Below are 25,509 nucleotides of genomic sequence, written 5' to 3'. Positions count from 1 at the left end.
GGGCGAGGATTGGATTGTTTGTAATCTAATTTTGCTGGATGACAAGAGATTCTTTATAAACTGATCAGCTATCTTGTTATTTTATGGATAAAAGGAGGCAGGTGGAAACGGCAGGGTAAAAAAAAGTGAGCTGAGGGCAGTTATCCTGCCTTCTGCCGAGACGGGAAAAGCTTGACGGAACTCCAGAGAGGCCGTAAAGGCGTAGGAAGTTTACGGACACGTCACTCCGCGAGGGTTCGCGCAGTGGCGCGTTTGTCATGGAATTAAGGATAGCCCGTGTTCGAGCAGCTCTCTGGCAGAATGTCGAAAGTTTTCGAAGGTCTTTCCCGCGGGGAGAGGCTTTCGGAGGGTGACGTCACCGAGGCCATGCGCGAGGTCCGTCTGGCCATGCTGGAGGCCGACGTGGCCCTGCCGGTGGTGCGTAGCTTCGTCAGCAAGGTGAAGGAACGTGCTGTCGGCGGTGAGGTGTTGGATGGCGTCTCGCCCGGTCAGGCCGTGGCGAAGATCGTCAATGATGCGCTGATCGAGGCTCTGGGTGGTGCTGGTGCGGTGCCGTTGAACCTGTCGGCTCCGGCTCCAATTCCTTATCTTCTGGTCGGCCTTCAGGGGGCGGGCAAGACCACGACTGCCGGTAAGCTGGCCCTCCGTCTCGCCAGCCGTGAGCGGAAGAAGGTGCTGCTCGCTAGTCTGGACGTGCAGCGTCCGGCGGCCCAGCTCCAGCTCCAGCAGATCGCCGAGCAGGTGGGCGGACGCACGGATGGGCTGGTCACCTCCCTGCCGATCGAACAGGGGCAGGGGCCTGTCGAGATCGCCCGCCGTGCGCTGGATGCAGGGCGCCGTGAAGGCTTCGACATCGTCATTCTCGACACCGCAGGGCGTCTGGCCATTGACAAGGCCCTGATGGATGAGGTCCGTCAGGTCCGTGACGTGGCGAAGCCTGTGGAGACGCTGCTGGTCGTCGATGCCATGACCGGGCAGGACGCCGTCAATACCGCACAGTCCTTCAAGGACCAGATCGGCCTGACCGGCGTCATCATGAGCCGCATGGATGGTGATGCCCGTGGTGGTGCCGCCCTCTCCATGAAGGCCGTGACAGGAGAGCCCATCAAGTTCACCGGGTCCGGTGAGAAGATGGAGGCTCTCGAAGAGTTTCATCCCGAGCGTGTTGCCGGGCGCATTCTGGGGCTGGGCGATGTCGCCGGGCTGGTGGAAAAGGCGTCCGAGCAGCTCGATCAGGAAGAAGGTGAGCGTGTTGCCAAGCGGATGCTCGCCGGTAAGTTTGATCTGAATGACTATGTCTCGCAGATCAATCAGATCAATCGCCTTGGCTCCATTTCCGGCATTCTTGGCATGCTGCCGGGCATGGGCAAGCTGAAGGATAAGCTGGCGGGGAAGGATCTGGACACGTCCATCTTCAACCGTCACAAGGCGATCATTTCCTCCATGACAGCGCAGGAGCGCAGCGCACCGGAGATCATCAAGGCGTCACGCAAGAAGCGTATCGCCCTTGGGTCCGGCACGAGTGTTCCGGAGGTCAACCGGCTGCTCAAGCAGTTCAGTGAGATGTCCACCATGATGAAGCGGCTCAACAAGATGGGCGGCCTGTCTGGTCTGATGCGTGGCATGGGGGGTGCCGGTGGTCTGGGCGATATGTTCAAGGGGATGGGAGGTCCGGGAGGCCGTCCACCTTTTGGCTGAGTGTCCTCTTGGCTGTCTGTCTTTTTGTAATGTTCTGATGATGCAGGAGTTGTTATGAGCCTGAAGATCCGTCTGTCCCGCGCAGGTGCGAAGAAGCGTCCGTACTACCACATTGTGGTTGCCGACAGCCGCAGCCCGCGCGATGGCCGTTTTGTTGAGAAGGTGGGTGCCTACAACCCGATGCTGCCGTCCGACCACGCCGACCGCGTGCGCCTGAATGACGAGCGCATCAAGCACTGGCTGGAGCAGGGTGCCCAGGCAACCGACCGTGTGGCCCGTTTCCTCGGCCATGCCGGTCTGGCACCGAAGCCGGCCTTCCGTGAGCAGCCCAAGAAGTCCGCTCCGAAGAAGAAGGCCCAGGAGCGTGCTGCCAAGGCTGCTGAAGCCGCCAAGGCAGCCGAGGCCTGATCAGGCCTGAGCGGGAGATTTCTTCTTGTCACACCGTCCTTCACATCAGGATGTTCTGGTCGCCACGATAGGGCGTCCGCATGGCGTGCGGGGGCTCGTGCGCCTGCACCCGGCAACGGAGCATCCCGAGACGCTCGAGGAACTCGGGCCTCTTCATGATGAGACGGGCAGCGTGTGGCAGATACGCTGGAAGGCACCGGGCATTGCTGCCGTCCTGGGACAGGACGGACAGCCCCTGCCGGACCGGACGGCGGCAGAAAAGCTGGTGAACCGTAAGCTCTATGTTGCCCGTGAGGCTCTGCCGGAGGTGGAAGAGGACGAGTTCTATCATATCGACCTGATCGGTATGGAAGCCGTCCTTGCTTCCGGGGAGACTGTGGGGCGTGTTGTCAGTGTCCATGACTATGGGGCTGGCACCAGTCTGGAGCTGGAAGCGGGGCAGCTGATTCCTTTCACCATGGCCTGCGTGCCGGAGGTGGACATGAAGGCGAAACGCCTCGTGGTCGTTCCGCCGGAAGCCGTGGAAGTGGAAGGGGATCTGGCTGGTGAGGTGGAAGTCCGCTCATGACATGGCAGGCTGACATCCTGACCCTCTTCCCGGAGATGTTCCCCGGTCCGCTGGGCTGCTCCCTTGCAGGGCGTGCCCTGGAGCGGAACCTGTGGGCCTGTAGAACGCATGACCTCCGTCCGTTCGGGCGGGGTGTGCACAAGGCCCTGGATGATGCGCCATTTGGCGGGGGCGCAGGGATGGTCATGCGGCCGGACGTGCTGGATGACGCCCTGACCAGCGTGAGGCAGACAGATGATGGCCGCCCGGTGATCTATCCGACACCACGGGGCCATCGTCTGGAGCAGAAGGACATTGCACGGTACGTTCAGGGAGAGGGCGTTGTCATTCTCTGTGGACGGTTTGAGGGGGTTGATGAGCGGGTGCTGGAGAAACATGCGGTCGAACAGGTCTGCATGGGGGATTTTGTCCTTTCCGGGGGAGAAATACCGGCACTGGCACTCCTTGATGGCTGTGTGAGACTTCTGCCGGGTGTGATGGGGTCAGCCCTGAGCGGGGAGGAGGAAAGCTTCTCTGCCGGACTGCTGGAATACCCCCAGTACACGCGGCCTGCCACATGGGAGGGGAGGGATGTCCCGCCCGTCCTGCTTTCTGGCAATCATGGGGAGATCGCCCGCTGGCGAGATGAGAAATCCATCGCTGTGACCCGTACACGTCGCCCGGACCTCTGGGCCATGTATGAACAGCAGCAACAGAGTTGAGTTTTTTTCGGGAGTTTGAAGCATGAACATCATTCAGCAGTACGAGGCGCGCGAAATGGAGCGTCTTTCCGCCATTCGCAGCGTTCCTGAATTCGCCGCCGGTGATACCGTGCGTGTTGGCGTGCGCGTTGTTGAAGGTACACGCGAACGTGTACAGGTCTTCGAGGGTGTGGTGATTGCCCGCTCAAACCGTGGCTTGGGCAGCAGCTTCACGGTGCGCAAGGTCTCCAACGGTGAGGGTGTGGAGCGTGTTTTCCCGCTTTTCTCCCCGACGATTGCTGATATTACGGTTGTTCGCCGTGGTAAGGTCCGTCGTGCGAAGCTATACTACCTCCGTGGCCGCTCCGGTAAGTCCGCCCGTATTGCCGAGCGTCCGCGTGATGTCAAAAAGGAGGGCTGATTTTCAGCTCTCATAAGGAGATGAGAGAGAATGCAGAATCCGGTTACCCCTAGAACTTTGTATGACAAGATCTGGGACGATCATGTGGTGAAAGCCCTTGAGGACGGAACGAGCCTTCTCTACATCGACCGCCACCTCCTCCATGAGGTGACCAGCCCGCAGGCCTTCGAGAGTCTGCGGGCCGCAGGGCGCCCGGTGCGGCGTCCTGATGCCACGATGGCCGTGGCAGACCACAACGTCCCGACCTCCGACCGCTCTCAGCCGGTGGAAGACCCGCAGAGCCGCCTCCAGATCGAAACGCTGGAAGCGAACGTCAAGGAGTTCGGCGTTCCCTATTTCCCATTGCGGTCCCGCCAGCAGGGCATCGTGCATGTTGTCGGACCGGAGCAGGGCGTCTCCCTGCCGGGCATGACGATCGTCTGTGGAGACAGTCATACTTCCACGCATGGGGCCTTTGGCTCGCTGGCGTTCGGCATTGGCACGTCCGAGGTGGAACATGTCCTGGCCACCCAGACCCTGCTCCAGAAGCGCAGCAAGAACATGCGCGTGCGAGTCGAGGGTGAGATTGCTCCCGGCGTGACAGCCAAGGACATCATGCTCAGCATCATCGGCCGTATCGGTACGGCAGGCGGCACCGGTCATGTGATCGAGTTTGCCGGTTCGGCCATTCGCAAGCTGGACATGGCCGGACGCATGACGCTCTGCAACATGTCCATCGAGGCTGGCGCCCGTGCCGGTATGGTGGCCCCGGATGAGACGACGTTTGAGTATGTCAGGGGGCGTCCTTTTGCGCCGCAGGGTGAGGCTTTCGAGCAGGCCGTGGCGTACTGGAAGACCCTCGCCACGGATGAAGGTGCCCACTTTGATGAGGAAGTGGTGCTGGATGCTGCCGAGATCAGCCCGTCCGTCACATGGGGCACCAGCCCCGAGGATGTCCTGCCCATTACCGGCACCGTGCCTCGTCCCGAAGATTTTGCCGACCCGGCCAAGGCCGAGCGCATCCGCCGCACACTGGCCTATATGGGGCTGGAAGCGGGTCAGAAGATTGCCGGTACGCCGGTGGATGTCGTTTTCATCGGGTCCTGCACGAACAGCCGCATTGAGGACCTCCGGGCTGCTGCGGCCGTGCTGAAAGGCCGCAAGGTGGCAGACGGCGTACGGGCCATGGTCGTGCCGGGTTCCGGTCTGGTCCGTCATGCGGCGGAGCAGGAAGGGCTGGACAGGATTTTCCGTGATGCCGGTTTTGAATGGCGTGAGGCGGGCTGCTCCATGTGTCTGGGCATGAATCCCGACAGGTTGAGTGCCGGGCAGCGTTCTGCTTCCACTTCCAACCGTAATTTTGAGGGGCGTCAGGGGCCGGATGGCCGCACCCATCTCTGTTCTCCGACAATGGCTGCTGCGGCTGCCGTGACGGGGACACTGTGCGATGCACGGGACCTGCTGGAGCCGACAATGGCAGAAGGAGCCGCCTGATCATGGAAAAATTCACCCGTCTGACAAGCGTTGCTGCCGCCCTGCCACAGGAGAACGTGGATACGGACCAGATCATCCCGGCCCGTTTCCTCAAGACCATCCGCCGAACAGGCCTGGGCGAGCATCTTTTTGCAGGCCAGCGTTACGATGCTGATGGCCGGGAAAATCCGGACTTCGTGCTCAACAAGCCGGCCTATCGCAAGGCCGGTATCCTGATCACGCTGGATAATCTTGGCTGCGGGTCATCCCGTGAGCACGCCCCCTGGGCCTTGCTGGATTTCGGCATACGCTGCGTGATCGCTCCTAGCTTTGCGGACATTTTCTACAACAACTGTTTCAAGAACGGCATCCTGCCGATCCGTCTTCCCCGTGAGCAGTGTCTTGCCCTGATGGAGGATGCCAGCCACGGCGAGAATGCCCGCCTGACGGTTGATCTGGAAAAGCAGGAAATCCATCGCCCGGATGGTGAGGTCGTGTCTTTCGAGATGGACCCGTTCCGTCGCCAGGTTCTTCTGGAAGGGCTGGATGATGTGGCCCAGACACTGAAGAACCATGAGCAGGCCATCCGTGAGTTCGAGGCCCGTCCATCCCGTGCCTGGGTGCCGTCCACGAAACAGCCGGGTCGCCCGCAGAGTGTCATTGGTAGCAAGGGAGAGCAGGCATGAGCGCAAGACAGAAAATCCTGCTGCTGCCGGGTGATGGCATCGGCCCGGAGATCATGGAGCAGGCCGTCAGGATCATCGACTGGCTGAAGGCCGAACGTGGTCTCGATGTTGACCTGTCGGAAGACCTCGTCGGTGGGGCCTCATTGGCGAAGCATGATGTGCCCATCCGGGATGAGGTGATCGCCAAGGCCAAGGCTGCTGATGCCGTACTGTTCGGCTCTGTCGGTGATCCTGCGTGGCAGGACGTGCCGTTTGACCGTCGGCCGGAGGTGGCCATCCTGCGCCTCCGCAAGGAGCTGAACCTGTACGCCAATCTGCGTCCGGCCAAGCTGTTCGACCCGCTGCTTTCCGCCTCTGCGCTGAAGCCGGACGTTGTGCGTGGGCTGGACCTGATGATCGTACGGGAGACGGTCGGTGGCGTCTATTTCGGGGAGCCTCGTGGAATCGAGACCCTGCCGGATGGCACGAAGCGTGGCGTGAATACGGAAGTCTATACGACCGCCGAGATCGAACGTGTGGCCCGTGTGGCTTTCGACCTCGCCCGTCTGCGCAGTGGCCGTGTCTGCTCCGTGGAGAAAGGCAACGTCATGGAGAGCGGCCTGCTCTGGCGTGAGGTGGTCACGGACCTGCACAAGCGTGAGTATTCCGATGTGACGCTGACGCACATGCTGGCGGATAACTGCGCCATGCAGCTCGTGCGTGATCCTCGCCAGTTTGACGTGATGGTCACGGGCAACCTCTTTGGCGATCTTCTGTCAGACCTCGCCTCCATGCTGACCGGGTCTCTGGGGATGCTGCCTTCTGCCACGCTGGGCACGCCGGAAGGGTCGGACAGGCAGGCCGCCCTGTATGAGCCGATTCATGGCAGTGCGCCGGATATTGCCGGGAAGGGCATTGCCAATCCGCTGGCGCAGATCCTGTCTCTGGCCATGATGCTGCGTTACTCGCTGGATCGTGGTGCGGATTCCGAGCTGATCGAGCAGGCCGTTTCCAACGTTCTGGCTTCCGGGCTGCGGACGGCGGACATCGCTGCTGCTGGTGAGAGCCGTGTCAGCACGGCGGAGATGGGAGAAGCCGTGCTGAAGGAACTTCAGAAACTCGCCTGATCTCCGGGTGATTGTGCTATGAACTGCCATGCGCCCGCCTGTGTCTCACGGGCGGGCGTTTTTTTGAGATGATAAGAGGAACGACATGTCACTCGCTGCCGAACGGATGGGACGTATCCTGCCAAGCCAGACCATCGCCATCACGCAGAAGGCCAGAGCCCTGAAAGCAGAAGGGCGGGATGTCATCAGCCTGTCTGCTGGTGAGCCGGATTTTGATACGCCTGATTTCATCAAGAAGGCAGCGATCGAGGCCATCCAGCGTGGCGAGACGAAATATACCGACGTTGCCGGCACGCCGGCTCTCCGCAAGGCCGTGGCAGAACGGCTGAATGCTGATTTCGGTCTGGATTACCGGCCGGAGGAAATCTGCGTGTCCACGGGGGGCAAGCAGGTCATCTATAATGCGATGGTGGCAACGCTGAATGCGGGGGACGAGGTTGTCATCCCCGCTCCGGCCTGGGTGTCCTACCCGGACATCGTGCAGCTGGCGGATGGCAAGCCGGTCATCGTGCCGACCACGCCCGAGACGGGCTTCCGCCTGACAGCCGAACAGCTCCGCAGGGCCATCACGCCCCGGACCCGCTGGCTGGTGCTGAATTCTCCCTGCAATCCGACAGGCAGTGCCTATTCCCGGGATGAGCTGAAGGCCCTGACGGATGTCCTGCTGGAGCATCCGCAGGTCTGGATTCTGACGGACGACATTTATGCGAAGCTGACCTATGAGGGGCGGGAAGCCTGCACGGTCGTGCAGGTGGAACCCCGCCTGCGGGAACGGACCCTGACGATGAATGGCGTCAGCAAGGCCTATGCCATGACGGGCTGGCGCATCGGCTTTTCTGCCGCCCCCGTATCCCTGACAAAGGAGCTGATCAAGCTGCAGGGGCAGAGTACAAGCAATGCCTGCTCCATCGCCCAGGCCGCCGCTCTGGCTGCCGTGTCCGGTCCGCAGGATTTCATTGGCGAGATGGTGGCTGTTTATCAGAAGCGGCGTGATCTCGTGGTGGATGCCCTTTCTGCGGTTCCGGGTCTCTCCTGTGCCCGGCCGGAAGGGGCTTTTTATGTGTTCGTGTCCGTGCAGCAGCTTCTGGGCAGGCGCACGGCAGGCGGGCATGTGCTGGAAAGTGACGAAGATTTCGTCAAGGCCATGCTGGAGGAGGTCGGGGTGGCCGCCGTTCATGGCACGGCCTTCCTGCTGCCGGGTTATTTCCGGGTGTCCTACGCCACCAGCACGGAGCTTCTGGAAGAAGCCTGCCGCCGCATTGCCCGTTTCTGTGGAGGGCTGGCCTGATGTTCAGACCGTCCCGGCGTCTCGCCACATTGCCCACGCCAGCGACGATCGCCATGGCGGCCCGTGCCCGTGAACTGAAAGCGCAGGGCAAACCGGTCATTTCTCTGGCTCTGGGGCAGCCTGATTTTCCATCTCCTGCGGCAGCTCTTGATGGAGCCGTGGCGGAAGTGAAGGCTGGCCATACCGGCTATCCGCCCATTCCGGGGCAGAAGCCGCTGCTGGAGGCCGTTGCCGGGAAGTTCCGGCGGGATAACGGGCTGGACGTCTCGCTGGACCAGCTCATGGTCTGCAATGGTGGCAAGCAGGCCATTTTCAATGCGTTCATGGCCTCGCTTGATGATGGGGATGAGGTCATCGTTCCAGCACCATACTGGGTCAGCTATCCGCTCATTGCCCGGATGTTCGGTGGCGTGCCGGTGGAGATTGCCTGCCGGGAGGAAGACGGTTTCCGGCCCCAGGCCGAGGCCATCCGCAAGGCCATCACGCCCCGGACCCGCTGGCTCGTGCTGAATTTCCCCAACAATCCGACCGGTGCCATTCTGGAGCGGGACGATCTGGAGGCCATTGCCGCCGTCCTGCGGGAAGCTCCGCATGTCATGGTAATGAGCGACGAGATTTATGAGCACCTGACCTTTGATGGCAGGCATCATCTCTCCCTGCTCAATGTCGCTCCGGACCTTGCCGACCGTATCCTCATCATCAATGGCATGAGCAAGGCTTATGCCATGACAGGCTGGCGGGTCGGGTTTGCCTGCGGCCCGGTGCCGCTCATCAGGGCGATGATCAAGGTGCAGGGCAATACGACATCAGGCATCTGCACGCTGGCGCAGGGTGGTTCCGTGGCAGCCCTGAAAGAGGATATTGCCGGGGTTCAGGCCATGCGTGAGACCTACGAACGGCGGCGTGGGCTTGTGGTTGATGCCTTGCGGCGAATCGAGGGGCTGAGCTGCGCCCTGCCGCAGGGTGCTTTTTATGCCTATCCGGGGCTGTCTGCCCTGATCGGGCGGAAATCTGCCGGGGGGCGTCTGCTGAGTGATGACGTGGCCTTTGCGGAGGCCCTGCTGGAGGAGGCTCACGTGGCAACCGTGCCGGGTTCAGCCTTCGGTTATGGGCCGCATCTGCGCCTGTCCTTTGCGGCGTCTGACGAAGAACTGGAAGAAGCCTGCCGACGGCTGGCAGGCTTCGTGCAGGGAATCACGGACTGACAGAAACGGGGGCCATGTCTGCTGCTGGCAAAGAATGGCCCCCCCTCCGTTTTCAGGGACGCTGGTTCCACTCATTCAGCAGGGTGATGACGGATTGCGGAGCCATCTGGCGGGCCGAACCGAGGGCGAGGGTGCCGTCAGGGTTCAGCAGGCGGCCCTGGGGTGTGAGGATCAGGACCGTCGGGACGGCCTTGATGGTCACGCCATACTGTTGGGCCAGCTCCATGTTGGTATCAAGATGCCCGACATTGACGGGGACGATCACGAAGTGCTCGTCCAGCCACTGGCTGACGGAGGGAACGGCAAAGATGCCTGCAAGAATGCGGCAGTCCGGGCACCAGTTCCCTCCGAAATCCAGAAGGACACGCCGGTTGGTTCTGGCGGCGGTCAGGAAGGCTTCATGAACCTGTCTGGCGGCCAGGTCAGCTGGCGGGTAAGGCTCATGGGCGGGAGTGATGGTGGTCATTCTGCTGATGTCTGGCAGGGGAGCGGGTGCTGTTGGGGCTGGGCTGGCACCCTGCGCAACACCGGAGGAGAGGAGAAGGCCCATACCGGCAAGGGCCAGGGCGGAGTGGTAAAAACGCATGATCTCTCCTGAGACAGTGGGTTTGTGAAGAATTCGTTCCCTATTGTTAGCGGCAAGGTAACAACAGGACGTTAAACAGAGGGTGGACGCCGAGCTTTTCTTGATAAGCCATGAGGTCATGAATTAGGGTAGAATCTTGGGTTTGATAAGGCGATGGTGTGCTTGTGGTGAGACGGAAACGGCCAATTTTTTATACTGCTTCCCGCAAGGAGGTTTCAGTCCTTTCGACATTGGGGCGGATGGTCGTTCTGCTTGGGCTTACCTGTGGCCTGCTGCTGGTGGTCAGGTTCTACCAGCCTGCAACCCGTCTCATGCAACATGCTGTCAGCACGGCATTGTGGCAGCGGCTTTATGGTCTGTTTCATGTCGAAACGGCCTTGGGGCGTGAGCAGCTGATCCTGATCGGAATCGTCCTTTCCTGTTTCCTGCTTGCCCTGCTGATACAGCTTCTGGCCCTGTGGCTCATGAATCGGGTCCGCCGCCGTTAGGAGCCTTTCAGTGGGGAACGGATGAAGGCGGCCGAAGCGACGCAGAGCCACGAGAGGATAAGTAGCGTCCCCCCTGTCGGAGCCAGCCGTGCCGGGAACAGGATCCCGAAGCCATGCAGCGTGACAGGGATGCTGAACAGGCTGGTCCCCAGTGCCAGCCCCGTGCAGCCGAAGGCGAGGCGTTGCGGGTGGAGGTAGCGGCTGGCCGGTGTCAGGGCACAGAGGGCGATGCCGTGCCAGAGGGCAATATCAACAGCCATGTGCATCATGCTTCTGCCATTGGGGACAGGAAAGACCGTATCTGGCAGATGCGTGGCCGCAGCCTGACAGGCAACGGCCAGACTGGCATAGAGGGCTCCGAGACTGAACAGGCCTCTCAGCAGGAAGGCTGTTCGGGAAGAAATTGCCCTGTCATGATTCTGCATATTGATTATAACCCGGCTGAAAAGGAGATGCGGGCATTGTCTCAGCTGCCCGAGAGGATGAGAAGGGGGAACGTCGTATGAAATTTCGTTTTGTGGTTTGTGCAGGGCTGCTGTCTCTGGGGGGGTGTGGTCTCACGCCGCCTTCAGCTCCGCGGGTTCCGCCTTTGCCAAAGGGGCCTGTCACGCCCGTACCGAAGCTGGCTGCCGATGATGCCGTGCTGTTGCAGCAGATCAACCTGCGTGCTGCCTATATGAAGGCTGCGACCGATCTGGCTGCGTTGCATAGTGGTGATGAGCTCATCAAGGGGTTTGCGGCCCAACAGTCCAAGGATTACGACAAACTGCATGCTGATGCCCAGAAGGTGGCAACAGCCCATACGCTTTTATTGGTCGAGACGCAGTCTGGCATACAGCAGAAGCGTCTGGCCACGCTGGGCCGGTCATACGGGCGGCCTTTTGACAGGGCTCTGCTTTATGCGTTGACCCATGCTTCCACGGCACGGGAGAGGGCTGCGCTGGCACAGGCTAAAAAAAGTGGCAGCACGGCAGACATGAAAAGTCTGGCAGGAACAGCGCTGGACCTTCTAAACCGCAGCCAGGAACAGGGCCTGGGTCTGATTCGCCGGTGACGCACTTTGGCGTCAAGGGGGCTGATGCGCCCTCCTATAATATGGCAGAAATTTGTCATATTTTTGACGTTTTATTGATGGTGTGTTAAAGGGCTAGTATTGAGAGTAGAAGACCTATCCTGATATCTTTCTGTACAAATGCCGTACCGGTTCTTGTCTTCCTGAGAGCAGGTGATGCTCCTGATGTGCAGGAAAAAGGAAGAGGTTTTTCTGTTGTGACATATCATCAGGATCGACGAACCAGGACATGCAGAACGATTCGCCTTTGACTGAGAATTCTCTTCGCAAGGCTCTGGAAAAAATGGGGGGCGGGCCAGCTGCCGTAGAGGCCGGAGATGGGGCACCGGGCCATGGTTACAGGGGCCATTCTGCGCCCCGTGGCCGATCTGCTCAGCAGGTGGGGCGCCGCCGTCGTTTTTCCGGGGATGATACGGTTGTTGTGGAGCATCAGTCACTGGGGCGCCCTACGCAGAAGAGGGCTGCGAATCGTGTGATGGCTGCCTCAGAGGCCGGGCAGGAGCAGGAAAGGCTGAAGCAGAGCCTGCAAAGGGAAAGGCGTCGGGTTCATGATGTAGAGGCTGAGCTTGCTACGTTGAACAAGCGGATTCAGGCCGTGAATACCCAGATGACACATCTGCGCCTCCAGGTGGAGGAAGGCAGGAAGGCTCTCCAGCAGCGTGATGAGAGCATCCTGCGCCTGCGGGCCGAGCTGCATCAGGCCCGGGAGCATCAGGCACGTCGTGCTGCCAGCCCGACCAGGGCAAAGCCAGCCGCCCCTGCGGAGGTGGATGACGAGGGCCAGAAACCTGTGCAATGGTGGGTGGACTGATCAACCATGCCATGATGACTGCACGTTCTTCTGCCATGGCTGGGTTTCCGGCAGCCGGAATGGGGGCAGCGATGGTCGACAGGATATGGCACGGGGGGGAATGGCAGACGGCACATCCCCTCAAGATCGTTCATGTTGGGGACTTTTTTTTCAGCCTGAAGAAGAAGGCGCCGACCCAGTTCAGTGTGGGGGGGAAACTCTCCAATGGCCTGATACGGAATGGCCATCACGTCATCAATTTTCCTTACAGGGATGTTGCACGCTCCGGTGGCTGGTTTGGCAGCCGCAAGATGGGCCGCCATCATCTTTTCCGGGCGCTGAAGGAATTCGTGGCGTTCAGTGCGCCTGACATTCTTCTGCTGGGGCATGGGTACATGATTCCCCCTTTCGTCATTGAGGAGCTGCGTCAGCAGCAGCCCGGCATGACAGTGGTGCAGTGGAATGTTGATGCCCTGTTCGTGGAGAGCAATGCCAAAGACTTTGCGGCCCGGCATCAGGTGGTGGATGCCAGTTTCATCTCCACGGCGGGGCCGGTTGTCCGGCAGGTGGTAGGGGAGAAGGGGCATGTTGGGTATCTTCCCAACCCGGTGGATCGCAGTGTTGAACGGGGACAGGCTTTTGCGCTGTCATATCCGGAAGCGGATGTTTTCTATTCCTGCGGGAATCCAGCCCGGTTGCGGACCATTTGTGGACGGGACTGGAATATGGAGGAATTTTGCGAGACGCTGGAGGAGCGCTTGCCCCCGTCGGTGCGTTTTGCTTATGCGGGGGTCCGTCGGCAGCCTTATGTCAGTGGAGCTGCTTATTCCCTTTTGCTGGAGCAGACAGCGATGGGGCTGAATATCAGCCGCAGGGCAGATTATTATCTCTACAGTTCAGACCGTCTTGCACAGATGATCGGCAACGGCCAGCTTGTCTTCATGGAGCGGCAGACAGGCTTCGACCGTATCTTCTCTGATCAGGAGATGGCCTTCTTCAGCAGTCTTGATGAACTGGTGGAGCTTGTCAGCCAGTACCACAAGGCGCCGACCCTTCGTAAGGATGCCGCCCGGGCGGGATGGCAACGCTATCATGCCCTTTTCAATGAGTGCGCCGTGGCCGATTATATCATCGGCCAGACGCTGGGCACCCTGCCGGAAGAAGCCCATGCGTGGCGTCATTTGACCAACCTGTGAGGGAGAGGATTCCGGTTTCAGGAACTTTGTGTGATCCTGAAATCGGAGAACAGGGCTGTCCATCCGGCCAGCTCTTCCTCTTTTGAGCAGGTGTCCGGTGTTTTCGTGTTGGCGAAGATCATGCGCTGATCGGCGGTGGCAGCATCACCGAAATTGACGAACATGACCTTGAAGTCCAGCGCAGGATAGCGGGCAGCCAAGGCCTCTACCAGAGCTGTGAAATTGGCAGTGGCTGTATGGGCAGGACGATGCTGTCCGCCATAAAGATGACCATCCCGCCAGCTGCGGATGAACAGCACACGCCGGGACTGCCGGCAGAGCGTGTCAATTTCCTGGATCATGCCATGGAAACGGTGCCGTAAAAGAGGCAGCTGCTCATGGAATTTTTCTACGCTGGCCGGTTCTTCTTCCGGCTTGTCCAAACAGTTGTGGTAGGTGATCAGCGTGTCCCGGCAGCGCAGGGCCTTGTGATGGCCATAGAGGCAGTTGGTGGAAAGCAGCCCGGCAAAACTGTTCTGGAAGAGTGAGACCAGAGTGTGGAATGGCACAAGAAACTGGTCGAAAAGACCAGGGCCAGGGCGGCCGAAGTATCTGTTGAGGGCCTGATTGACTGTCTCATCCCCACCCAGAGAGATGATGCTGTCAAACTGCAGGCTTTCTCCGCCCGGTTCGGGAGAGGGGCGTGAAAGGGCTGCGGCGATTTCTTCACGGAACTCGAACATCTGCTCGTCGGTCCGCCAAGGGTGGCGGTAGAGCGGTTCATGGCGGATGGCATCATGGATGGCCTGGTTCCTCATGGCCAGCTCATGATTGCCGTGGCTGTGGGAGGGAAGGGTGTTCAACCCGCCTCTCAGATAGAAGAGCTGGCCACGTTCCGGGCTGAGGTGCTGTGCCAGGCCGCCATAGCCTGCCCGGAGAAAACGCTGGGTGTGTTCAACATGCTCTTCCCCGTATTTCTCGAACCGGACATCCAGATACCCAACGTGGGACAGGGCCTTTGCGTGATAGCCAACACAGAAGGCCTGATGCATGGGGGCAATGAAAGGATCCTCTGGCGTGCCGCTGCCGGAGGAAATGTCATTGTCGATCTCTATGGTGATTTCCGGCATGAAATTGATGTGGCCATAGCGTTCGATGGCCTCAATCCAAGGCAGCTCCCAGCCGAATACGGTAGGGAAGCAGTCATCCTCCAGGATAAGGATCCAGTCGCACCGTTTTTCTTCCTTGAGGTACCAGAGGACACGGTTGCGGTTCCACGAGATGCCCTTGTTGCGCCCGGTGACACAGGGAACATTCAGCTCCTTCAGCATGTCGGGCGTACCATCGGTGGAGCCATCATCCGCAACGACAAATTCGAATGTCGTGCGGGTATGACGGCGGATGCTGGCGATGACCTCCTTCAGGATGTCCTTGCGGTTATAGGTAATGATGCCGATGCCCAGTTTCCCGGCCATGAAATGCCTCGCCAGTCTGTCATTGAGTGAAAGGGAAGATGAAACCTGCTGTACCGGGGCCCTAGGGAAAGGCCCTCAGCACATCCCCGAGCAGCCGCCGGAAATCTTCTGCGTATGGGCCATCCCATCCTGTCCATGGTTTAGGGAAGCCGGAGAAATGCACGGCAAAGGGATTGGCCAGCCCGTCATCGTAAATTTTCTTCCACTCTGCCGGGAGGGTCTCACTGGCCTCGACACAGCCCGGCCCCCAGCAGACATTCCAGTTCTGGTGAATGAAATGGACCTTGCCATAGAAGATGCGGTTGAGGATGTCCTGGTCGCTCATCCAGAACAGAGTGCTGCACAGGTGGCCACATTCTTCCGCCTGCGCCTGGCTGATCTCGGCAATGTTGAAGACAAGAACGCCATTCTGGAAGTAATTGTTCGAGTCCAGCACACCAAGGGCCCCGCAGTGATAGTCCACCAGCGGGGGGCCCCCAGCAATGGCCTGCGGCAGGCGGAAACCGTTGGTCTGGGCCGGGATGAGGAGCAGGTCCCGCGTTGCACCGATCTGCGCCGTGGCGGGGATGCTGTAATAAAGCAGGCTGGGGCAGGCCCGCAGCAGTATGTCATCGCTCAGATAGACAATGCGGGAAAAGTTGGCGAACAGGGTTGGCACAGCAAGGCTGTAGAATGTCGTGCGGTCTGTCGTGTCGAGATAGGCCGGGTTGTATGTCTGCATCCATTCGGAGACATCCACGAAGTGGATCTGGGAGCGTCTGCCATCAAAAAGACGCCGGCCTGCTGTCATGGTTTCCTCCGGCAGGCCCTCATGCAGCATGTAGAGGGCAAGCCTCACTCCTGGCAGAAGGTTGTTGATCCCGGAGAGGATGGTAGCATACGCATTGGGTGCACTGTGCTCTGTCAGAGGCAAAGCGACAGGAATGAATTCTGCAGGTGGTGGAAGAACGGTTTGCATAAACAGGCCAGATTATTTAACAGACTCCTGTAGATAATAGGAGCATCCTGAAGGGTAGGCAACATGATGCTGGAAGGGCATGGGGTGGTAAAGGTGGCTTTTCATTATCTGGAGACAGCACATCAGGGTTGGCTGGCTGTCCGGCGCAAGGATCATGGAATCTGCCATGTCCGTTCCGACGAGATGACACGCCGGGATGAGGATGGTGAACCTCTTTATGTTCCCCTGCTGGCGATGACGCTCTCCGACCAGCCAGATTACGTCTTTCTTGTCATGGGCCCGGAAGGTGGGGAGCCTCCGCTCCTCTGGATCAGGCATTTCTCTTACAGGGGGGCCGTGCTGCCCTTCCGCCGTGTCGATATCGTAGGGCATGAGGGGCGCATAGGACTGCGGAACCTCCTGCGGTCCAGCCTGTGCTGTACAGCCCAGCCCTGGAACAGCCAGGGAGGTGTCAATGAGTTTCTTGGGGACTGCAGCCATCTGATGGGCTGGGAGCAGTTCCAGCTGCATGAGGTTGCGGCAACAGAGGAACTGCAACGCCTGGGCGAGGACATGGCTGCCCATTTCAGGATGTTCCCTTCAGCGGATGATCTGGAGCAGCTGATAGACACATATGAGGGGAGCCATCTGGTCTGGCTGCTGGATGCCATGATGCCGGTGGCGGCCTGGTCTGCTGTCCGTGAGGTGGGGCAGAGGCTGCTGGAGCGGCCTTCCCTGCGTGAGGCCCTGCTCCGTCAGGCGGGGAGCAGTCCGTGGAGGGATGGTTGGCAGTGTCTTGCCCGTTGGCTTGAGGACAGGGAGAGCTATCCTGCAGCCGAACGGGGCTGCCCGCTGGGGGATGACGTGCTGACATGGGGGCAGGCGGACGCACTGGCTGGCTTCATCCATGCGACCCTGCATGCGGCCCGGGCCAGCGTGAAGCCACGCAAGCGGGTCTGCATGATGTCCACGATCCGTAATGAAGGCATCTATGTTCTGGAATGGATCGCCTATCATCGGAGCATAGGGGTCGAGCATTTCTTCATTTACAGCAACGACAACAATGATCGCTCGGACCTGCTTCTGAAGGCCCTGCATGATGAGGGGGTCATCACCTTCATCGAGAATCCCGTCCAGCCAGGGATGTCCGCCCAGACGAAGGCTTACGGGCACGGGTTGAACGTGCTGCCGAACATTCTGGATTATGAGTGGTGCTTCATTCTGGATGGAGATGAGTTCATCACGCTGGCACCATCCTACCGGACGGTGGGTGAGTATCTTCAGGGCTTCTCCCGCTGGGAGAGTGATGCCATCGCCCTGAACTGGAAGTTCGTGGCTTCCGAGGTCAACCGGGATGGGCTGGCGGACCTGGTCCGGCCGTTGACACAGCGGAATCGTGACATTGTCTCCCGTGGCGGGATCGGTGAGGGCTGGCGGCTGGTCAAATCTGCCGTGCGGCCCGGTCGGGCCATACAGTCCCGGCCGCATCATCCGGTCTGGCTGCAGGCAGACAGATTCACATACAGGCTGTCAGATGGGTCCATTCACAGTTACCGCAATCCGCCACCCGGCATCGGGGCGGACCCTGCTTTTGCTGACGGCGGTCATTACGAAGATATTTACATCTCCCATTACTACTACAAGTCGATCATTGAATGGGTCTGGAAATATGCCCGGAACAGCGGGCTGGACGGTGCCATGTCCTTCGGTGTGGAGCGGTACGCCGACTATTGGGCCAATGCCTTCATCTGCCAGATGAATGACCCGCATGAGGGGCAGAATGAAAATGTCCTGAACCGTGCCGATGGACTGCTGGAAGAAATGGTGAAGCTGCGGAGCATCGCCGCCATTGCACAGGCTGAGAACATCGTGCGCGAAACCTGGCAGGAGCGGCTCCTGGCCCTGCTGGACATGGTGGAGGAAGCTGACGTGGCCTCCCGCCTGAAGGAGGAGTGGCGTTATGTCCTTGATCCTCTGGCGGAGGAGCGGCTCGGCAGCATTCCGCTGCATCAGGTGTAACAGGGAAGGGCCCTCCAGGACTTGGAGGGCCCTTTGTTCATGGGGCGTGCAGGTGGCTGCCTGTCTGGTGGCAGTTACTGCACATGTTCGTGGAATTGCGCTGCACGCAGGTGGCTGCGGTTATAGTCCAGTTCGCTGTGATTCAGCTGAAGGCCGATCTCCATGGAGTAGGGGCTGATCTGCGGATTGTTGCCTGTCGGCACATCAATGAACCGCAGTGGCGTGCTGCTGTGGCTGACAGAGACGGTTGGAGGCAGCTTCACTGTTTCGGTAAAGACTTTTTTGTCCACGATGGCCCCATCCTGAAGGATGGCCACGAAATAGGGAACCGTCACACTGTCGCTGCTGGTGGCAGGGCCACGCTCCAGCTGGAGGTTCAGGCTGACACGAACACGGGTCATGGGCCGTTTCTGTGCATCCTGCGGGCCAGTACGGCAGTCTCCCTGAACACCCAGAATGTGGGTGGAGGTCAGGCGGTGGGCGGCATCAAGCCCTTTTCCATCATAAGTGATGCGGTCCGCCACCTGGCCGGGAACATCGAACCTGGGGCAGGCCGGAGCGAAGGTATGGGTGGTATCCGCCTCCTCGCACCCGCTGAGAAAACCAGCCAGCATGAGGGAGCCGAGGCCCGCTGCAAGGCGGGGAAAGATGCGGGATGAGGGGGAGAATGCAGGCATCGGACTCAGAAAACTCCACAAGAAAATGGCGCAGGACATTGCAGCAGACGGCAATACGGACGATATAGAGGCCCAGAATGGTGGTGCAGGATAGCCCATGACCTTGCATGGAGCACCACCGGACCGTTCAATATCGTATCGTTCATCGCCTGCCTGGGGAAGATTATGTCAGAACAGACGACGCCTGTAACCTCCAACTCTGCCGTCCCCGGAGCAGATTCGGCCACTGGCAAGCCGCCACTGAAGATTCTGCTGGCTGGGCCACGCGGTTTCTGTGCCGGGGTGGATCGTGCCATTCGGGTGGTCGAGGAGGCTCTGCGCCGTTATGGGGCACCCGTCTATGTCCGCCATGAGATCGTGCATAATCGCACTGTCGTGGAAGGGCTGGAAGCCAAAGGTGCCATCTTTGTCGAGGAGCTGGATGAGGTGCCAGAGGATGGTCACGTCGTGTTTTCAGCCCACGGCGTGCCCAAATCCGTTCCGGCAGAGGCGCAGCGCCGCAATCTGCTGTACCTGGATGCGACATGCCCGCTTGTCTCCAAAGTGCATCGTGAGGCTGAGCGTCATTTCGCCGGGGGTGGCCCGGAGCAGCGCCATATCCTGATGATCGGTCATGCCGGGCATCCTGAGGTGGTCGGCACCATGGGGCAGCTGCCGCCAGGGGCTGTTACGCTGATCAATGATGCGAAAGAAGCGGCCGAGGTCCAGCCGAAGGACGTGGACCGTCTGGCCTTCATCACGCAGACGACCCTGTCCGTCGATGACACGGCAGAAATCGTGGACATCCTGCGGTCCCGTTTTCCCAACATCGTGGGGCCCCGCCGGGAGGACATCTGCTACGCCACGACAAACCGTCAGATGGCCGTGAAGGAACTGGCTGCGGAGTGTGATCTGGTCATCGTCATCGGCTCACCGAATTCTTCCAACTCACAGCGTCTGCGGGAGGTGGCCGAGCGGTCTCTGGCCAAGCGGGCCCTGCTGGTACCAAAGGTTTCCGACATGGACTGGAATGAGCTGGAGGGTGTCAGGACGCTTGGCATGAGTGCCGGTGCGTCCGCTCCGGAGAGCCTTGTGCAGGAAATGATAGAGCAGCTTTCTGCCCGTTATGACGTGACAATCGAGGAGCGTATCGTGAAGGAGGAAAACATCAATTTCCGCCTTCCCCATCCGCTTTCGGATGCGGTCTGATCGCTCATGGCGGTTTATACGGACCTCCAGGAAGGGGACTTGCGGGGCTTCCTGTCACTTTATGACATAGGGGAGCTTCGCTCTTTCACCGGGATTGCGGAAGGAATAGAGAACAGCAATTTTCTGGTGAAAACCACTCAGGGGCGCTTCATCCTGACGCTGTTTGAAAAACGCATGAAACCGGAGGAGCTCCCGTGGTTTCTTGGGCTGATGGCGCACCTGGCGGGAGAGGGGATAGCCTGTCCGCAGCCTGTCGTGGCGAAAGACGGGGTGGCTCTGCGCCAGCTGGCAGGTCGGCCTGCCATTCTGGTCAGTTTTCTGGAGGGGCAGTCTCTGGAGGTGGTAACCCCGCAGGCCTGTGAGCAGGTCGGGCGGAGTCTGGCACGTCTGCATGAAGCCGGGCTGGGTTACAGGGCCGAGAGGGCCAATGCTCTGGCACCGGAAGGTTGGATTGAGCTGTTTTCCCGGTGTACGGATGGTGGTGATGAGGCGGTGAAAGCCCTGATGGCGGAGGTTCGCACAGCTCTTTCAGCGCTTGTGGCAGCGTGGCCGGAGGCCGGGTCCCTGCCTCGTGGGCAGATTCATGCTGACCTGTTCATGGATAATGTCTTTTTCCAGAATGGTCATCTCTCTGGCATCATTGATTTCTATTTCGCCTGTACGGACTTTCTTGCTTATGACCTGGCCATCTGTCTGAATGCCTGGTGTTTTGAGGACGAACGTCATTACCGGGAGGACAGGGCTGAGGCACTTTTGCGCGGGTATGAACAGGTTCGCCCGCTGAATGCTGCCGAACATCAGGCCCTGCCGATTCTGTGCCAGGGAGCGGCCATGCGGTTTCTGCTTACACGTCTGTATGATTGGGTGCATACGCCAGAGGGGGCTTTGGTAACTAAAAAAGACCCTTGGGCCTATCAGAGACGGCTGCATCATTTCCGGAAGGCAGACCATGTCTGACAGGGCGGAGAAAGGGGACGCAGCTCCCAGCACGCAGGTGGATATCTGGACGGATGGAGGCTGCAAGCCCAATCCTGGGCCAGGTGGCTGGGGTATCCTGTTCCGTTGTCAGGGTCATGAGCGCACCATGAAAGGCGGGGCGGCGGAAACGACCAACAACCGCATGGAGCTTACGGCGGCTGCCGTTGCTCTGGAAACGCTGACACGCCCCTGTGTGGTCAATCTTTACACGGACAGTGAGTATCTGCGGAATGGCATCACCCGGTGGCATACGGGCTGGGTACGGCGCAACTGGCGCAATGCATCGGGAGACCCTGTGGCCAACATGGATTTGTGGCGGCGTATCCTGGAGGCAGCCAAGCGGCATCAGGTGGACTGGCACTGGGTAAAAGGTCATTCCGGGCATGCAGAAAATGATCTGGTCGATCAGCTGGCGACTGAAGGGCGGGAAGAGCTGGAAGCCGGTTCTGCTGCCGGGGATTGACGGTATTTGGAAGAATCTTGCCGAGAAATCTTTTCTGGGGCTTTACCTGCCGGGGGAGATTGGCTAGACAGGCTCCAGCTGATCCCGAATAGCTCAGTTGGTAGAGCAAGCGACTGTTAATCGCTGGGTCGTAGGTTCGAGTCCTACTTCGGGAGCCAGCCTTTCATTCAGGTCCGGGCCATATGGCTGCGGGCCTTTTCTGTATCCGGAGCGGATACGGGTGAAATTATTTTCTAATTTGCTGAAAAAAGGGGCTTTACCTGCCGGAGGAGATTGGCTAGATAGGCTCCAGCTGATCCCGAATAGCTCAGTTGGTAGAGCAAGCGACTGTTAATCGCTGGGTCGTAGGTTCGAGTCCTACTTCGGGAGCCAGCCTTTCATTCAGGTCCGGGCTGTATGGCTGCGGGCCTTTTTCATGCTTCCCATAAAATAAAACAGCATGTTGTGGTTCTGCCAGTTTCTGTCTTATCGTATGATAGGGGCGTGGAATAATGCATGATTGAAGGGCACGAACAGAGCATGACAGGCACCGTACAGACGCAGGGTTCGCAGAGCATCAATTATGCGACGGTGACATGGGACCAGCTGCATCGGGATGCCCGCCTTCTGGCCACGGAGCTGATGCGCAAATATCGTCCGTTTCGTGGCATTGTGGCCATCACGAGGGGAGGGCTGATTCCAGCGGCCATTCTGGGGCGGGAGCTGGGATGCCGTCTGATCGAGAGCGTGTCTGTTGTCAGTTATGCAGGTGAGGCAGGAACCCAGCAGGAGCCAAAGCTGCTGAAAGCCCCGGAAGCCGCAGGTGATGGGGAAGGGTTCCTGATCGTGGATGATCTTGTGGATTCGGGGGTAACGGCCCGTTATGTGCGGGAGATGCTGCCCAAAGCTGTTTTTGCCTGTTTGTATGCCAAGCCGGATGGGCGGCCCTGTACCGATCATTTCGTGACAGAAGTGCCGCAGGATACGTGGGTTCTCTTCCCATGGGACATGGCGCCGCAGTTTGTTGCGCCGCTGAACCGCAGTCACAAGGCGTAATTTTTTGAAAAAACACTTTTTTCATGCAAGAAAGTCCCTTGCCTGTACGGTGAAGTCCCTTTAAGAAGGCATCACGTCGTCGGGGCGTGGCGCAGCCTGGTAGCGCGCCTGTTTTGGGTACAGGAGGCCCCCGGTTCGAGTCCGGGCGCCCCGACCACGTCATGCAGCAAGGCAGGAGCGCCCTTAGCTCAGCTGGATAGAGCAACAGCCTTCTAAGCTGTGGGTCGCTGGTTCGAATCCAGCAGGGCGCACCATTATGCCGCCTTGTAGTGTCGCTCCGTTGCAGAGTAGTCTCCCTATAAAATATCCGTTGGGCTCATGTAGTTCTGACCTGTCGCCTGCATGCAGGTGCGGGTTGTGGATGTGCGTTACATAGTAAAATCTGTCCATAATGTGCTTCTGGCTGCCCTGAATAGGAAGCGGGACGTGATGGTGCGTAAGCATATTGTTATCTGGAGAAGAGATGGAGGTGCGAAGGAAGGTTGAAGCAGGGACGTGGTGGTCTATTATCATTATGTTTTTTTTATTTAGTACATTATTCTTTACTGTTTTTTGTTAACAAATTTCTTTCATGAAAGGGGATGTTTACATTTTTTCTGCCCTGTTATAACTTGCTTCATAACCTGATGTAATGAGGTGTTACCATGAGTGAGAATCGTTTGCAGCGTCTTTGGGTCATGGACTGGTTCGGTCATGTGATCGATCAGCCTTCAGAGGGTGGTCCACTGATCCGCGATTATCTTTCTCCGGGGGCTTATCCGGACACGTTTGTATTGTCTTCCTGGCCGCTGAAAACGCCGGCCCGTGTCATGTTCCGCCATACGTCGAGTGTTGCCCAGAACCTGCCAGATGCCCAGTTCGTGGCTGCAGGTGAGAATCTGGTCGCTCTTGAAGACCAGGATTCCGGCACGTTCTTCTCGATCAATCCGCGCAATAACGATACACACTGGAATTCTCCGGCTGTTTATGACTGGGAGCGCTTCATCCTTCTGACCAAGGAGATGCTGGATGGCTTTGCCGTCCTCCAGGATCGTTCTTATGGTGAGGTGCAGATGAGCGGGCATCCGGTTCCTGCTCTGGTATGGCCTTCCGTTGCTGAGAATATTGGCAATTTCGCCTGGCTGGGTGGGTTTGCATTCTCCATCACGCGCAATCTGGAGAATCTGGCCAAGATTGGTGCGACTGCGCCGGGTAAATCTGTGGATGTGACCCTGGTCAGCCCGCATGGTGATATTGCCAAGCTGTCCATTGTTCGTTCAGAGAAAGAACTGTAAGAAATTTCGTCCCATCCCTCCTGCGAGGGATGGGATTTTTTACGTTAGACAGAACTGTCATTTGCGAGCCAGAGAGTTTCAGGCGAAGAAATTTCAAGTGGATTTGATGCTGTTTTTGGGGAAATGAGTGATGTCCGGGGACGTTTTGCCTTACTCATTTGATAAAGTCTGGTTCATGGACTGTTTCGGGCACGTTTTGTGCTATGCGCCGTATCGTAAGGTGCTGGCGCGAGTTCCGTTACAGGGTTCTTTTCTGAGTGGGTTCGTGGCAGGTCCCTGTCCTTTTCCTAATAATTTCATACCGCAGTGGCGTAATATTTTTAACAGCCTGGTTGAGTTGCCTCCGTTCAGGATATGCCCACAGGATGGGGGGCTGGTAGCCTTACATAATGAAAAGACAGGTCATTACCTCAGCATAAATCCGTCGAACAACAAGACCGCTTTTTCTCCGGTTATCGCCGACTGGGAGCTGTTCTGCCCTCTTCGGTATGATGTTTATGTGGGGCTGCTCGTTGTTACGGACCCCGGCATGGCCGAGATTTTCTGTGAAAATGACGAACGGGAGGTTTCGGGGCTTTATTTTCTGGGGCCGGGTGACAATAAGCCGTTTGTTGCCAGTTTTGATAGAAAACGCATTGGTTTTCTGGAGAACCTTTCTACATTTGCGAGAATAGGTCGCCTGAAAAAGGGAGAGACTGCAAAGTTCCTTTTCAGTGGATTTATATCCGGGAAAGAGTACACCATGCGCATCACGCGCCTTAAAGAGATAGCGTTCTGAGGGGCATCATGTTTGTTTCCCGCTACAATACTTATCTGGCCGTTATCGATCGTGAGATCGTACAGAAATTTTTATGTACCTATTACGAGGATGATGCCCCACCGGCTGCAACAGAAGACGATATTGAGGCTGCGGGGTTTGAGGTTCATCGGCAGGTTGTTACGCGCGTTGGATTTTACAGGAAGGGGCAGGGCTACCTTTCTGCCAGACCGGATCTGTCCAACGGGTACAGCAATGTCATGCAGGATCGTGAGACATTTCGCCTGATTGATCCTTCAATCCTGCCACCTCCTGTGCCGGAAATGCCAGAAGAAGCCCACATTGCTCACAAAATCCACCAGATCGGCATTTTCCCCAAAGAACCGGGCGTCTATCCGGAAGCATTCATAGAGAACAGAAATAACATTGTCGCCCTGAATCAGAATTATACATTCTATTTCTGGTCGGAAGGTGGCTATTATGACATCGAGGAATTCATACAGAAGCACTATGGTGAGGAAATACTGAAATATTACAGGGCTATAAGTCCTGATTATCTGGCTGCCAGAGCTGACTTTTTCCGCTACCTGTGCCTGTACGCCATCGGTGGCGTGTATCTCGATCTAAAAACCGCCATGTCATATCCTTTGGACTTGGTCGTGAGGCCGGAAGACCGGTTTCTGCTGTCATTCTGGTGCCATGGTGCCCGTCCGCATACGGAAATCGAGCACATCCCGTATGGCGAGTACGAACAGTATTACATCATCTGTGCCGCGGGTCATCCGCTGATGCGCCGTATCATACAGCAGGTCCTGTGCAGTATTGCCCTCTACAAACGTCCCATTCATGGGACAGGGGCTTATGGCATCCTGCGGGTTACAGGGCCTCTGCTTTATTCAATGATCGTGCATGAATACCGTGACCGGTATGAAGATATTGTGAGGCAGATTCACAGTTTCTCCAACGGGATCGAATATACCATCTTTGATGATAACATGGCCCATCATGAACATGTGGGGAAGGATACGCATTACAGCCGGAGGGAGTCGAACATCATCAACTCCGAGATGCTGATCTGATCCC

Annotated in this window: 27 protein-coding genes and 4 tRNA genes; 26 read left to right on the top strand and 5 right to left on the bottom strand. The window is 58.4% G+C overall.

The window, feature by feature from the left end:
* Positions 1–276 precede the first annotated feature (276 nt).
* From ffh to DTQ13_RS01240, 10 genes are all read left to right on the top strand, one after another.
* A complete protein-coding gene (gene ffh, locus DTQ13_RS01285) occupies positions 277–1,698 on the top strand; it encodes a signal recognition particle protein (protein WP_248460850.1) in 1,422 nt (473 codons plus the stop codon).
* 54 nt (positions 1,699–1,752) lie between these two features.
* Positions 1,753–2,106, top strand: a complete 354-nt coding sequence (gene rpsP / locus DTQ13_RS01280) for a 30S ribosomal protein S16 (protein WP_043559767.1) — start codon at positions 1,753–1,755, stop codon at positions 2,104–2,106.
* A 25-nt stretch (positions 2,107–2,131) separates the two neighbouring features.
* A complete protein-coding gene (rimM, locus tag DTQ13_RS01275; protein WP_043559769.1) occupies positions 2,132–2,674 on the top strand; it encodes a ribosome maturation factor RimM in 543 nt (180 codons plus the stop codon).
* Positions 2,671–3,375, top strand: a complete 705-nt coding sequence (gene trmD / locus DTQ13_RS01270) for a tRNA (guanosine(37)-N1)-methyltransferase TrmD (protein ID WP_043559772.1) — start codon at positions 2,671–2,673, stop codon at positions 3,373–3,375. Before rimM ends, trmD begins: the two co-directional genes overlap by 4 nt.
* Positions 3,376–3,397: 22 nt before the next feature.
* Positions 3,398–3,775 (top strand): 50S ribosomal protein L19, encoded by a 378-nt coding sequence (rplS, locus tag DTQ13_RS01265; RefSeq protein ID WP_043559775.1) that lies wholly within the window; start codon positions 3,398–3,400, stop codon positions 3,773–3,775.
* A 30-nt stretch (positions 3,776–3,805) separates the two neighbouring features.
* Positions 3,806–5,248, top strand: a complete 1,443-nt coding sequence (gene leuC / locus DTQ13_RS01260) for a 3-isopropylmalate dehydratase large subunit (protein WP_043559777.1) — start codon at positions 3,806–3,808, stop codon at positions 5,246–5,248.
* A 2-nt stretch (positions 5,249–5,250) separates the two neighbouring features.
* Positions 5,251–5,913: a 3-isopropylmalate dehydratase small subunit gene (leuD, locus tag DTQ13_RS01255; protein WP_043559780.1), complete on the top strand. Its 663-nt coding sequence runs from the start codon at positions 5,251–5,253 to the stop codon at positions 5,911–5,913.
* Positions 5,910–7,019: a 3-isopropylmalate dehydrogenase gene (gene leuB / locus DTQ13_RS01250; protein ID WP_248460843.1), complete on the top strand. Its 1,110-nt coding sequence runs from the start codon at positions 5,910–5,912 to the stop codon at positions 7,017–7,019. Before leuD ends, leuB begins: the two co-directional genes overlap by 4 nt.
* An 85-nt stretch (positions 7,020–7,104) precedes the next feature.
* Complete coding sequence (locus DTQ13_RS01245; RefSeq protein ID WP_043559786.1) at positions 7,105–8,307, top strand: pyridoxal phosphate-dependent aminotransferase; 1,203 nt, start codon at positions 7,105–7,107, stop codon at positions 8,305–8,307.
* Positions 8,307–9,512 (top strand): pyridoxal phosphate-dependent aminotransferase, encoded by a 1,206-nt coding sequence (locus DTQ13_RS01240; RefSeq protein ID WP_181005169.1) that lies wholly within the window; start codon positions 8,307–8,309, stop codon positions 9,510–9,512. Before DTQ13_RS01245 ends, DTQ13_RS01240 begins: the two co-directional genes overlap by 1 nt.
* A gap of 52 nt (positions 9,513–9,564) precedes the next feature.
* On the opposite strand, the gene DTQ13_RS01235 is transcribed toward DTQ13_RS01240, so the two are convergent.
* Positions 9,565–10,098, bottom strand: a complete 534-nt coding sequence (locus tag DTQ13_RS01235; RefSeq protein ID WP_043559792.1) for a thioredoxin family protein — start codon at positions 10,096–10,098, stop codon at positions 9,565–9,567.
* Positions 10,099–10,337: 239 nt separating this feature from the next.
* On the opposite strand from DTQ13_RS01235, the gene DTQ13_RS01230 reads away from it, so the two are divergent.
* A complete protein-coding gene (locus DTQ13_RS01230) occupies positions 10,338–10,586 on the top strand; it encodes a hypothetical protein (RefSeq protein WP_154980861.1) in 249 nt (82 codons plus the stop codon).
* On the opposite strand, the gene DTQ13_RS01225 is transcribed toward DTQ13_RS01230, so the two are convergent.
* The gene (locus tag DTQ13_RS01225) at positions 10,583–11,011 is read right to left on the bottom strand and encodes a DUF423 domain-containing protein (RefSeq protein ID WP_248460841.1); all 429 of its coding nucleotides are present in this window, start codon (positions 11,009–11,011) and stop codon (positions 10,583–10,585) included. The genes DTQ13_RS01230 and DTQ13_RS01225 overlap by 4 nt on opposite strands.
* Before the next feature lie 77 nt (positions 11,012–11,088).
* Between DTQ13_RS01225 and DTQ13_RS01220 the strand changes: the two genes are divergently transcribed.
* From DTQ13_RS01220 to DTQ13_RS01210, 3 genes are all read left to right on the top strand, one after another.
* On the top strand, positions 11,089–11,640 hold the full coding sequence (locus DTQ13_RS01220; RefSeq protein ID WP_043559799.1) for a DUF4142 domain-containing protein: 552 nt from the start codon (positions 11,089–11,091) through the stop codon (positions 11,638–11,640).
* A 247-nt stretch (positions 11,641–11,887) separates the two neighbouring features.
* The gene (locus DTQ13_RS01215) at positions 11,888–12,469 is read left to right on the top strand and encodes a hypothetical protein (protein WP_192848310.1); all 582 of its coding nucleotides are present in this window, start codon (positions 11,888–11,890) and stop codon (positions 12,467–12,469) included.
* 11 nt (positions 12,470–12,480) lie between these two features.
* Positions 12,481–13,644, top strand: coding sequence for a glycosyltransferase (locus DTQ13_RS01210; protein ID WP_166651600.1), 1,164 nt, complete (start codon positions 12,481–12,483; stop codon positions 13,642–13,644).
* A gap of 17 nt (positions 13,645–13,661) precedes the next feature.
* Here DTQ13_RS01210 and DTQ13_RS01205 read toward each other — a convergent pair whose 3' ends face one another.
* Both DTQ13_RS01205 and DTQ13_RS01200 read right to left on the bottom strand, forming a co-directional pair.
* Entirely contained in the window at positions 13,662–15,098 is a 1,437-nt protein-coding gene (locus tag DTQ13_RS01205; protein ID WP_248460840.1) for a glycosyltransferase family 2 protein, read from the bottom strand.
* A gap of 61 nt (positions 15,099–15,159) precedes the next feature.
* Positions 15,160–16,056, bottom strand: a complete 897-nt coding sequence (locus DTQ13_RS01200; RefSeq protein ID WP_043559804.1) for a glycosyltransferase — start codon at positions 16,054–16,056, stop codon at positions 15,160–15,162.
* Positions 16,057–16,119: 63 nt separating this feature from the next.
* On the opposite strand from DTQ13_RS01200, the gene DTQ13_RS01195 reads away from it, so the two are divergent.
* Positions 16,120–18,054 (top strand): glycosyltransferase family 2 protein, encoded by a 1,935-nt coding sequence (locus DTQ13_RS01195; protein WP_248460839.1) that lies wholly within the window; start codon positions 16,120–16,122, stop codon positions 18,052–18,054.
* A 74-nt stretch (positions 18,055–18,128) separates the two neighbouring features.
* Here the strand turns inward: DTQ13_RS01195 and DTQ13_RS01190 are convergent, their stop codons facing one another.
* On the bottom strand, positions 18,129–18,731 hold the full coding sequence (locus DTQ13_RS01190; protein WP_043559806.1) for a hypothetical protein: 603 nt from the start codon (positions 18,729–18,731) through the stop codon (positions 18,129–18,131).
* 165 nt (positions 18,732–18,896) lie between these two features.
* Between DTQ13_RS01190 and ispH the strand changes: the two genes are divergently transcribed.
* From ispH to DTQ13_RS01135, 11 genes are all read left to right on the top strand, one after another.
* On the top strand, positions 18,897–19,919 hold the full coding sequence (gene ispH, locus DTQ13_RS01185) for a 4-hydroxy-3-methylbut-2-enyl diphosphate reductase (protein ID WP_043559807.1): 1,023 nt from the start codon (positions 18,897–18,899) through the stop codon (positions 19,917–19,919).
* Between the two features lie 6 nt (positions 19,920–19,925).
* Complete coding sequence (locus DTQ13_RS01180) at positions 19,926–20,876, top strand: homoserine kinase (RefSeq protein ID WP_248460837.1); 951 nt, start codon at positions 19,926–19,928, stop codon at positions 20,874–20,876.
* On the top strand, positions 20,869–21,360 hold the full coding sequence (gene rnhA, locus DTQ13_RS01175; RefSeq protein WP_081563262.1) for a ribonuclease HI: 492 nt from the start codon (positions 20,869–20,871) through the stop codon (positions 21,358–21,360). The genes DTQ13_RS01180 and rnhA overlap by 8 nt, the downstream gene beginning before the upstream one ends.
* Before the next feature lie 82 nt (positions 21,361–21,442).
* Positions 21,443–21,518, top strand: a tRNA-Asn gene (locus DTQ13_RS01170).
* Between the two features lie 138 nt (positions 21,519–21,656).
* Positions 21,657–21,732, top strand: a tRNA-Asn gene (locus tag DTQ13_RS01165).
* Positions 21,733–21,879: 147 nt separating this feature from the next.
* A complete protein-coding gene (gpt, locus tag DTQ13_RS01160) occupies positions 21,880–22,395 on the top strand; it encodes a xanthine phosphoribosyltransferase (RefSeq protein ID WP_081563261.1) in 516 nt (171 codons plus the stop codon).
* An 80-nt stretch (positions 22,396–22,475) separates the two neighbouring features.
* Positions 22,476–22,552 (top strand) — tRNA-Pro (locus DTQ13_RS01155).
* A gap of 20 nt (positions 22,553–22,572) precedes the next feature.
* Positions 22,573–22,649 (top strand) — tRNA-Arg (locus tag DTQ13_RS01150).
* Positions 22,650–23,039: 390 nt separating this feature from the next.
* Positions 23,040–23,669: a hypothetical protein gene (locus tag DTQ13_RS01145; RefSeq protein WP_043559812.1), complete on the top strand. Its 630-nt coding sequence runs from the start codon at positions 23,040–23,042 to the stop codon at positions 23,667–23,669.
* A gap of 130 nt (positions 23,670–23,799) precedes the next feature.
* Positions 23,800–24,447, top strand: a complete 648-nt coding sequence (locus tag DTQ13_RS01140) for a hypothetical protein (protein WP_248460835.1) — start codon at positions 23,800–23,802, stop codon at positions 24,445–24,447.
* A gap of 8 nt (positions 24,448–24,455) precedes the next feature.
* On the top strand, positions 24,456–25,505 hold the full coding sequence (locus DTQ13_RS01135) for a glycosyltransferase family 32 protein (protein ID WP_052349026.1): 1,050 nt from the start codon (positions 24,456–24,458) through the stop codon (positions 25,503–25,505).
* Positions 25,506–25,509: the final 4 nt, after the last annotated feature.

It is taken from the genome of Parasaccharibacter sp. TMW 2.1888 (assembly GCF_023167265.1).
Lineage (GTDB): Bacteria > Pseudomonadota > Alphaproteobacteria > Acetobacterales > Acetobacteraceae > Bombella > Bombella apis.
The sequence above is the reverse complement of the archived record's forward strand: the minus strand, read 5'-3'. Positions and strand labels throughout refer to the sequence as shown.

Coding starts and splice junctions, on each gene's coding strand:
- rpsP (WP_043559767.1), top strand. CDS start 1,753: ATGAGCCTGAAGATCCGTCTGTCCCGCGCAGGTGCGAAGAAGCGTCCG.
- trmD (WP_043559772.1), top strand. CDS start 2,671: ATGACATGGCAGGCTGACATCCTGACCCTCTTCCCGGAGATGTTCCCC.
- rplS (WP_043559775.1), top strand. CDS start 3,398: ATGAACATCATTCAGCAGTACGAGGCGCGCGAAATGGAGCGTCTTTCC.
- leuC (WP_043559777.1), top strand. CDS start 3,806: ATGCAGAATCCGGTTACCCCTAGAACTTTGTATGACAAGATCTGGGAC.
- leuD (WP_043559780.1), top strand. CDS start 5,251: ATGGAAAAATTCACCCGTCTGACAAGCGTTGCTGCCGCCCTGCCACAG.
- leuB (WP_248460843.1), top strand. CDS start 5,910: ATGAGCGCAAGACAGAAAATCCTGCTGCTGCCGGGTGATGGCATCGGC.
- DTQ13_RS01245 (WP_043559786.1), top strand. CDS start 7,105: ATGTCACTCGCTGCCGAACGGATGGGACGTATCCTGCCAAGCCAGACC.
- DTQ13_RS01240 (WP_181005169.1), top strand. CDS start 8,307: ATGTTCAGACCGTCCCGGCGTCTCGCCACATTGCCCACGCCAGCGACG.
- DTQ13_RS01235 (WP_043559792.1), bottom strand. CDS start 10,098: ATGCGTTTTTACCACTCCGCCCTGGCCCTTGCCGGTATGGGCCTTCTC.
- DTQ13_RS01230 (WP_154980861.1), top strand. CDS start 10,338: ATGGTCGTTCTGCTTGGGCTTACCTGTGGCCTGCTGCTGGTGGTCAGG.
- DTQ13_RS01225 (WP_248460841.1), bottom strand. CDS start 11,011: ATGCAGAATCATGACAGGGCAATTTCTTCCCGAACAGCCTTCCTGCTG.
- DTQ13_RS01220 (WP_043559799.1), top strand. CDS start 11,089: ATGAAATTTCGTTTTGTGGTTTGTGCAGGGCTGCTGTCTCTGGGGGGG.
- DTQ13_RS01215 (WP_192848310.1), top strand. CDS start 11,888: ATGCAGAACGATTCGCCTTTGACTGAGAATTCTCTTCGCAAGGCTCTG.
- DTQ13_RS01210 (WP_166651600.1), top strand. CDS start 12,481: ATGATGACTGCACGTTCTTCTGCCATGGCTGGGTTTCCGGCAGCCGGA.
- DTQ13_RS01205 (WP_248460840.1), bottom strand. CDS start 15,098: ATGGCCGGGAAACTGGGCATCGGCATCATTACCTATAACCGCAAGGAC.
- DTQ13_RS01200 (WP_043559804.1), bottom strand. CDS start 16,056: ATGCAAACCGTTCTTCCACCACCTGCAGAATTCATTCCTGTCGCTTTG.
- DTQ13_RS01195 (WP_248460839.1), top strand. CDS start 16,120: ATGATGCTGGAAGGGCATGGGGTGGTAAAGGTGGCTTTTCATTATCTG.
- DTQ13_RS01190 (WP_043559806.1), bottom strand. CDS start 18,731: ATGCCTGCATTCTCCCCCTCATCCCGCATCTTTCCCCGCCTTGCAGCG.
- ispH (WP_043559807.1), top strand. CDS start 18,897: ATGTCAGAACAGACGACGCCTGTAACCTCCAACTCTGCCGTCCCCGGA.
- DTQ13_RS01180 (WP_248460837.1), top strand. CDS start 19,926: ATGGCGGTTTATACGGACCTCCAGGAAGGGGACTTGCGGGGCTTCCTG.
- rnhA (WP_081563262.1), top strand. CDS start 20,869: ATGTCTGACAGGGCGGAGAAAGGGGACGCAGCTCCCAGCACGCAGGTG.
- gpt (WP_081563261.1), top strand. CDS start 21,880: ATGACAGGCACCGTACAGACGCAGGGTTCGCAGAGCATCAATTATGCG.
- DTQ13_RS01145 (WP_043559812.1), top strand. CDS start 23,040: ATGAGTGAGAATCGTTTGCAGCGTCTTTGGGTCATGGACTGGTTCGGT.
- DTQ13_RS01140 (WP_248460835.1), top strand. CDS start 23,800: ATGTCCGGGGACGTTTTGCCTTACTCATTTGATAAAGTCTGGTTCATG.
- DTQ13_RS01135 (WP_052349026.1), top strand. CDS start 24,456: ATGTTTGTTTCCCGCTACAATACTTATCTGGCCGTTATCGATCGTGAG.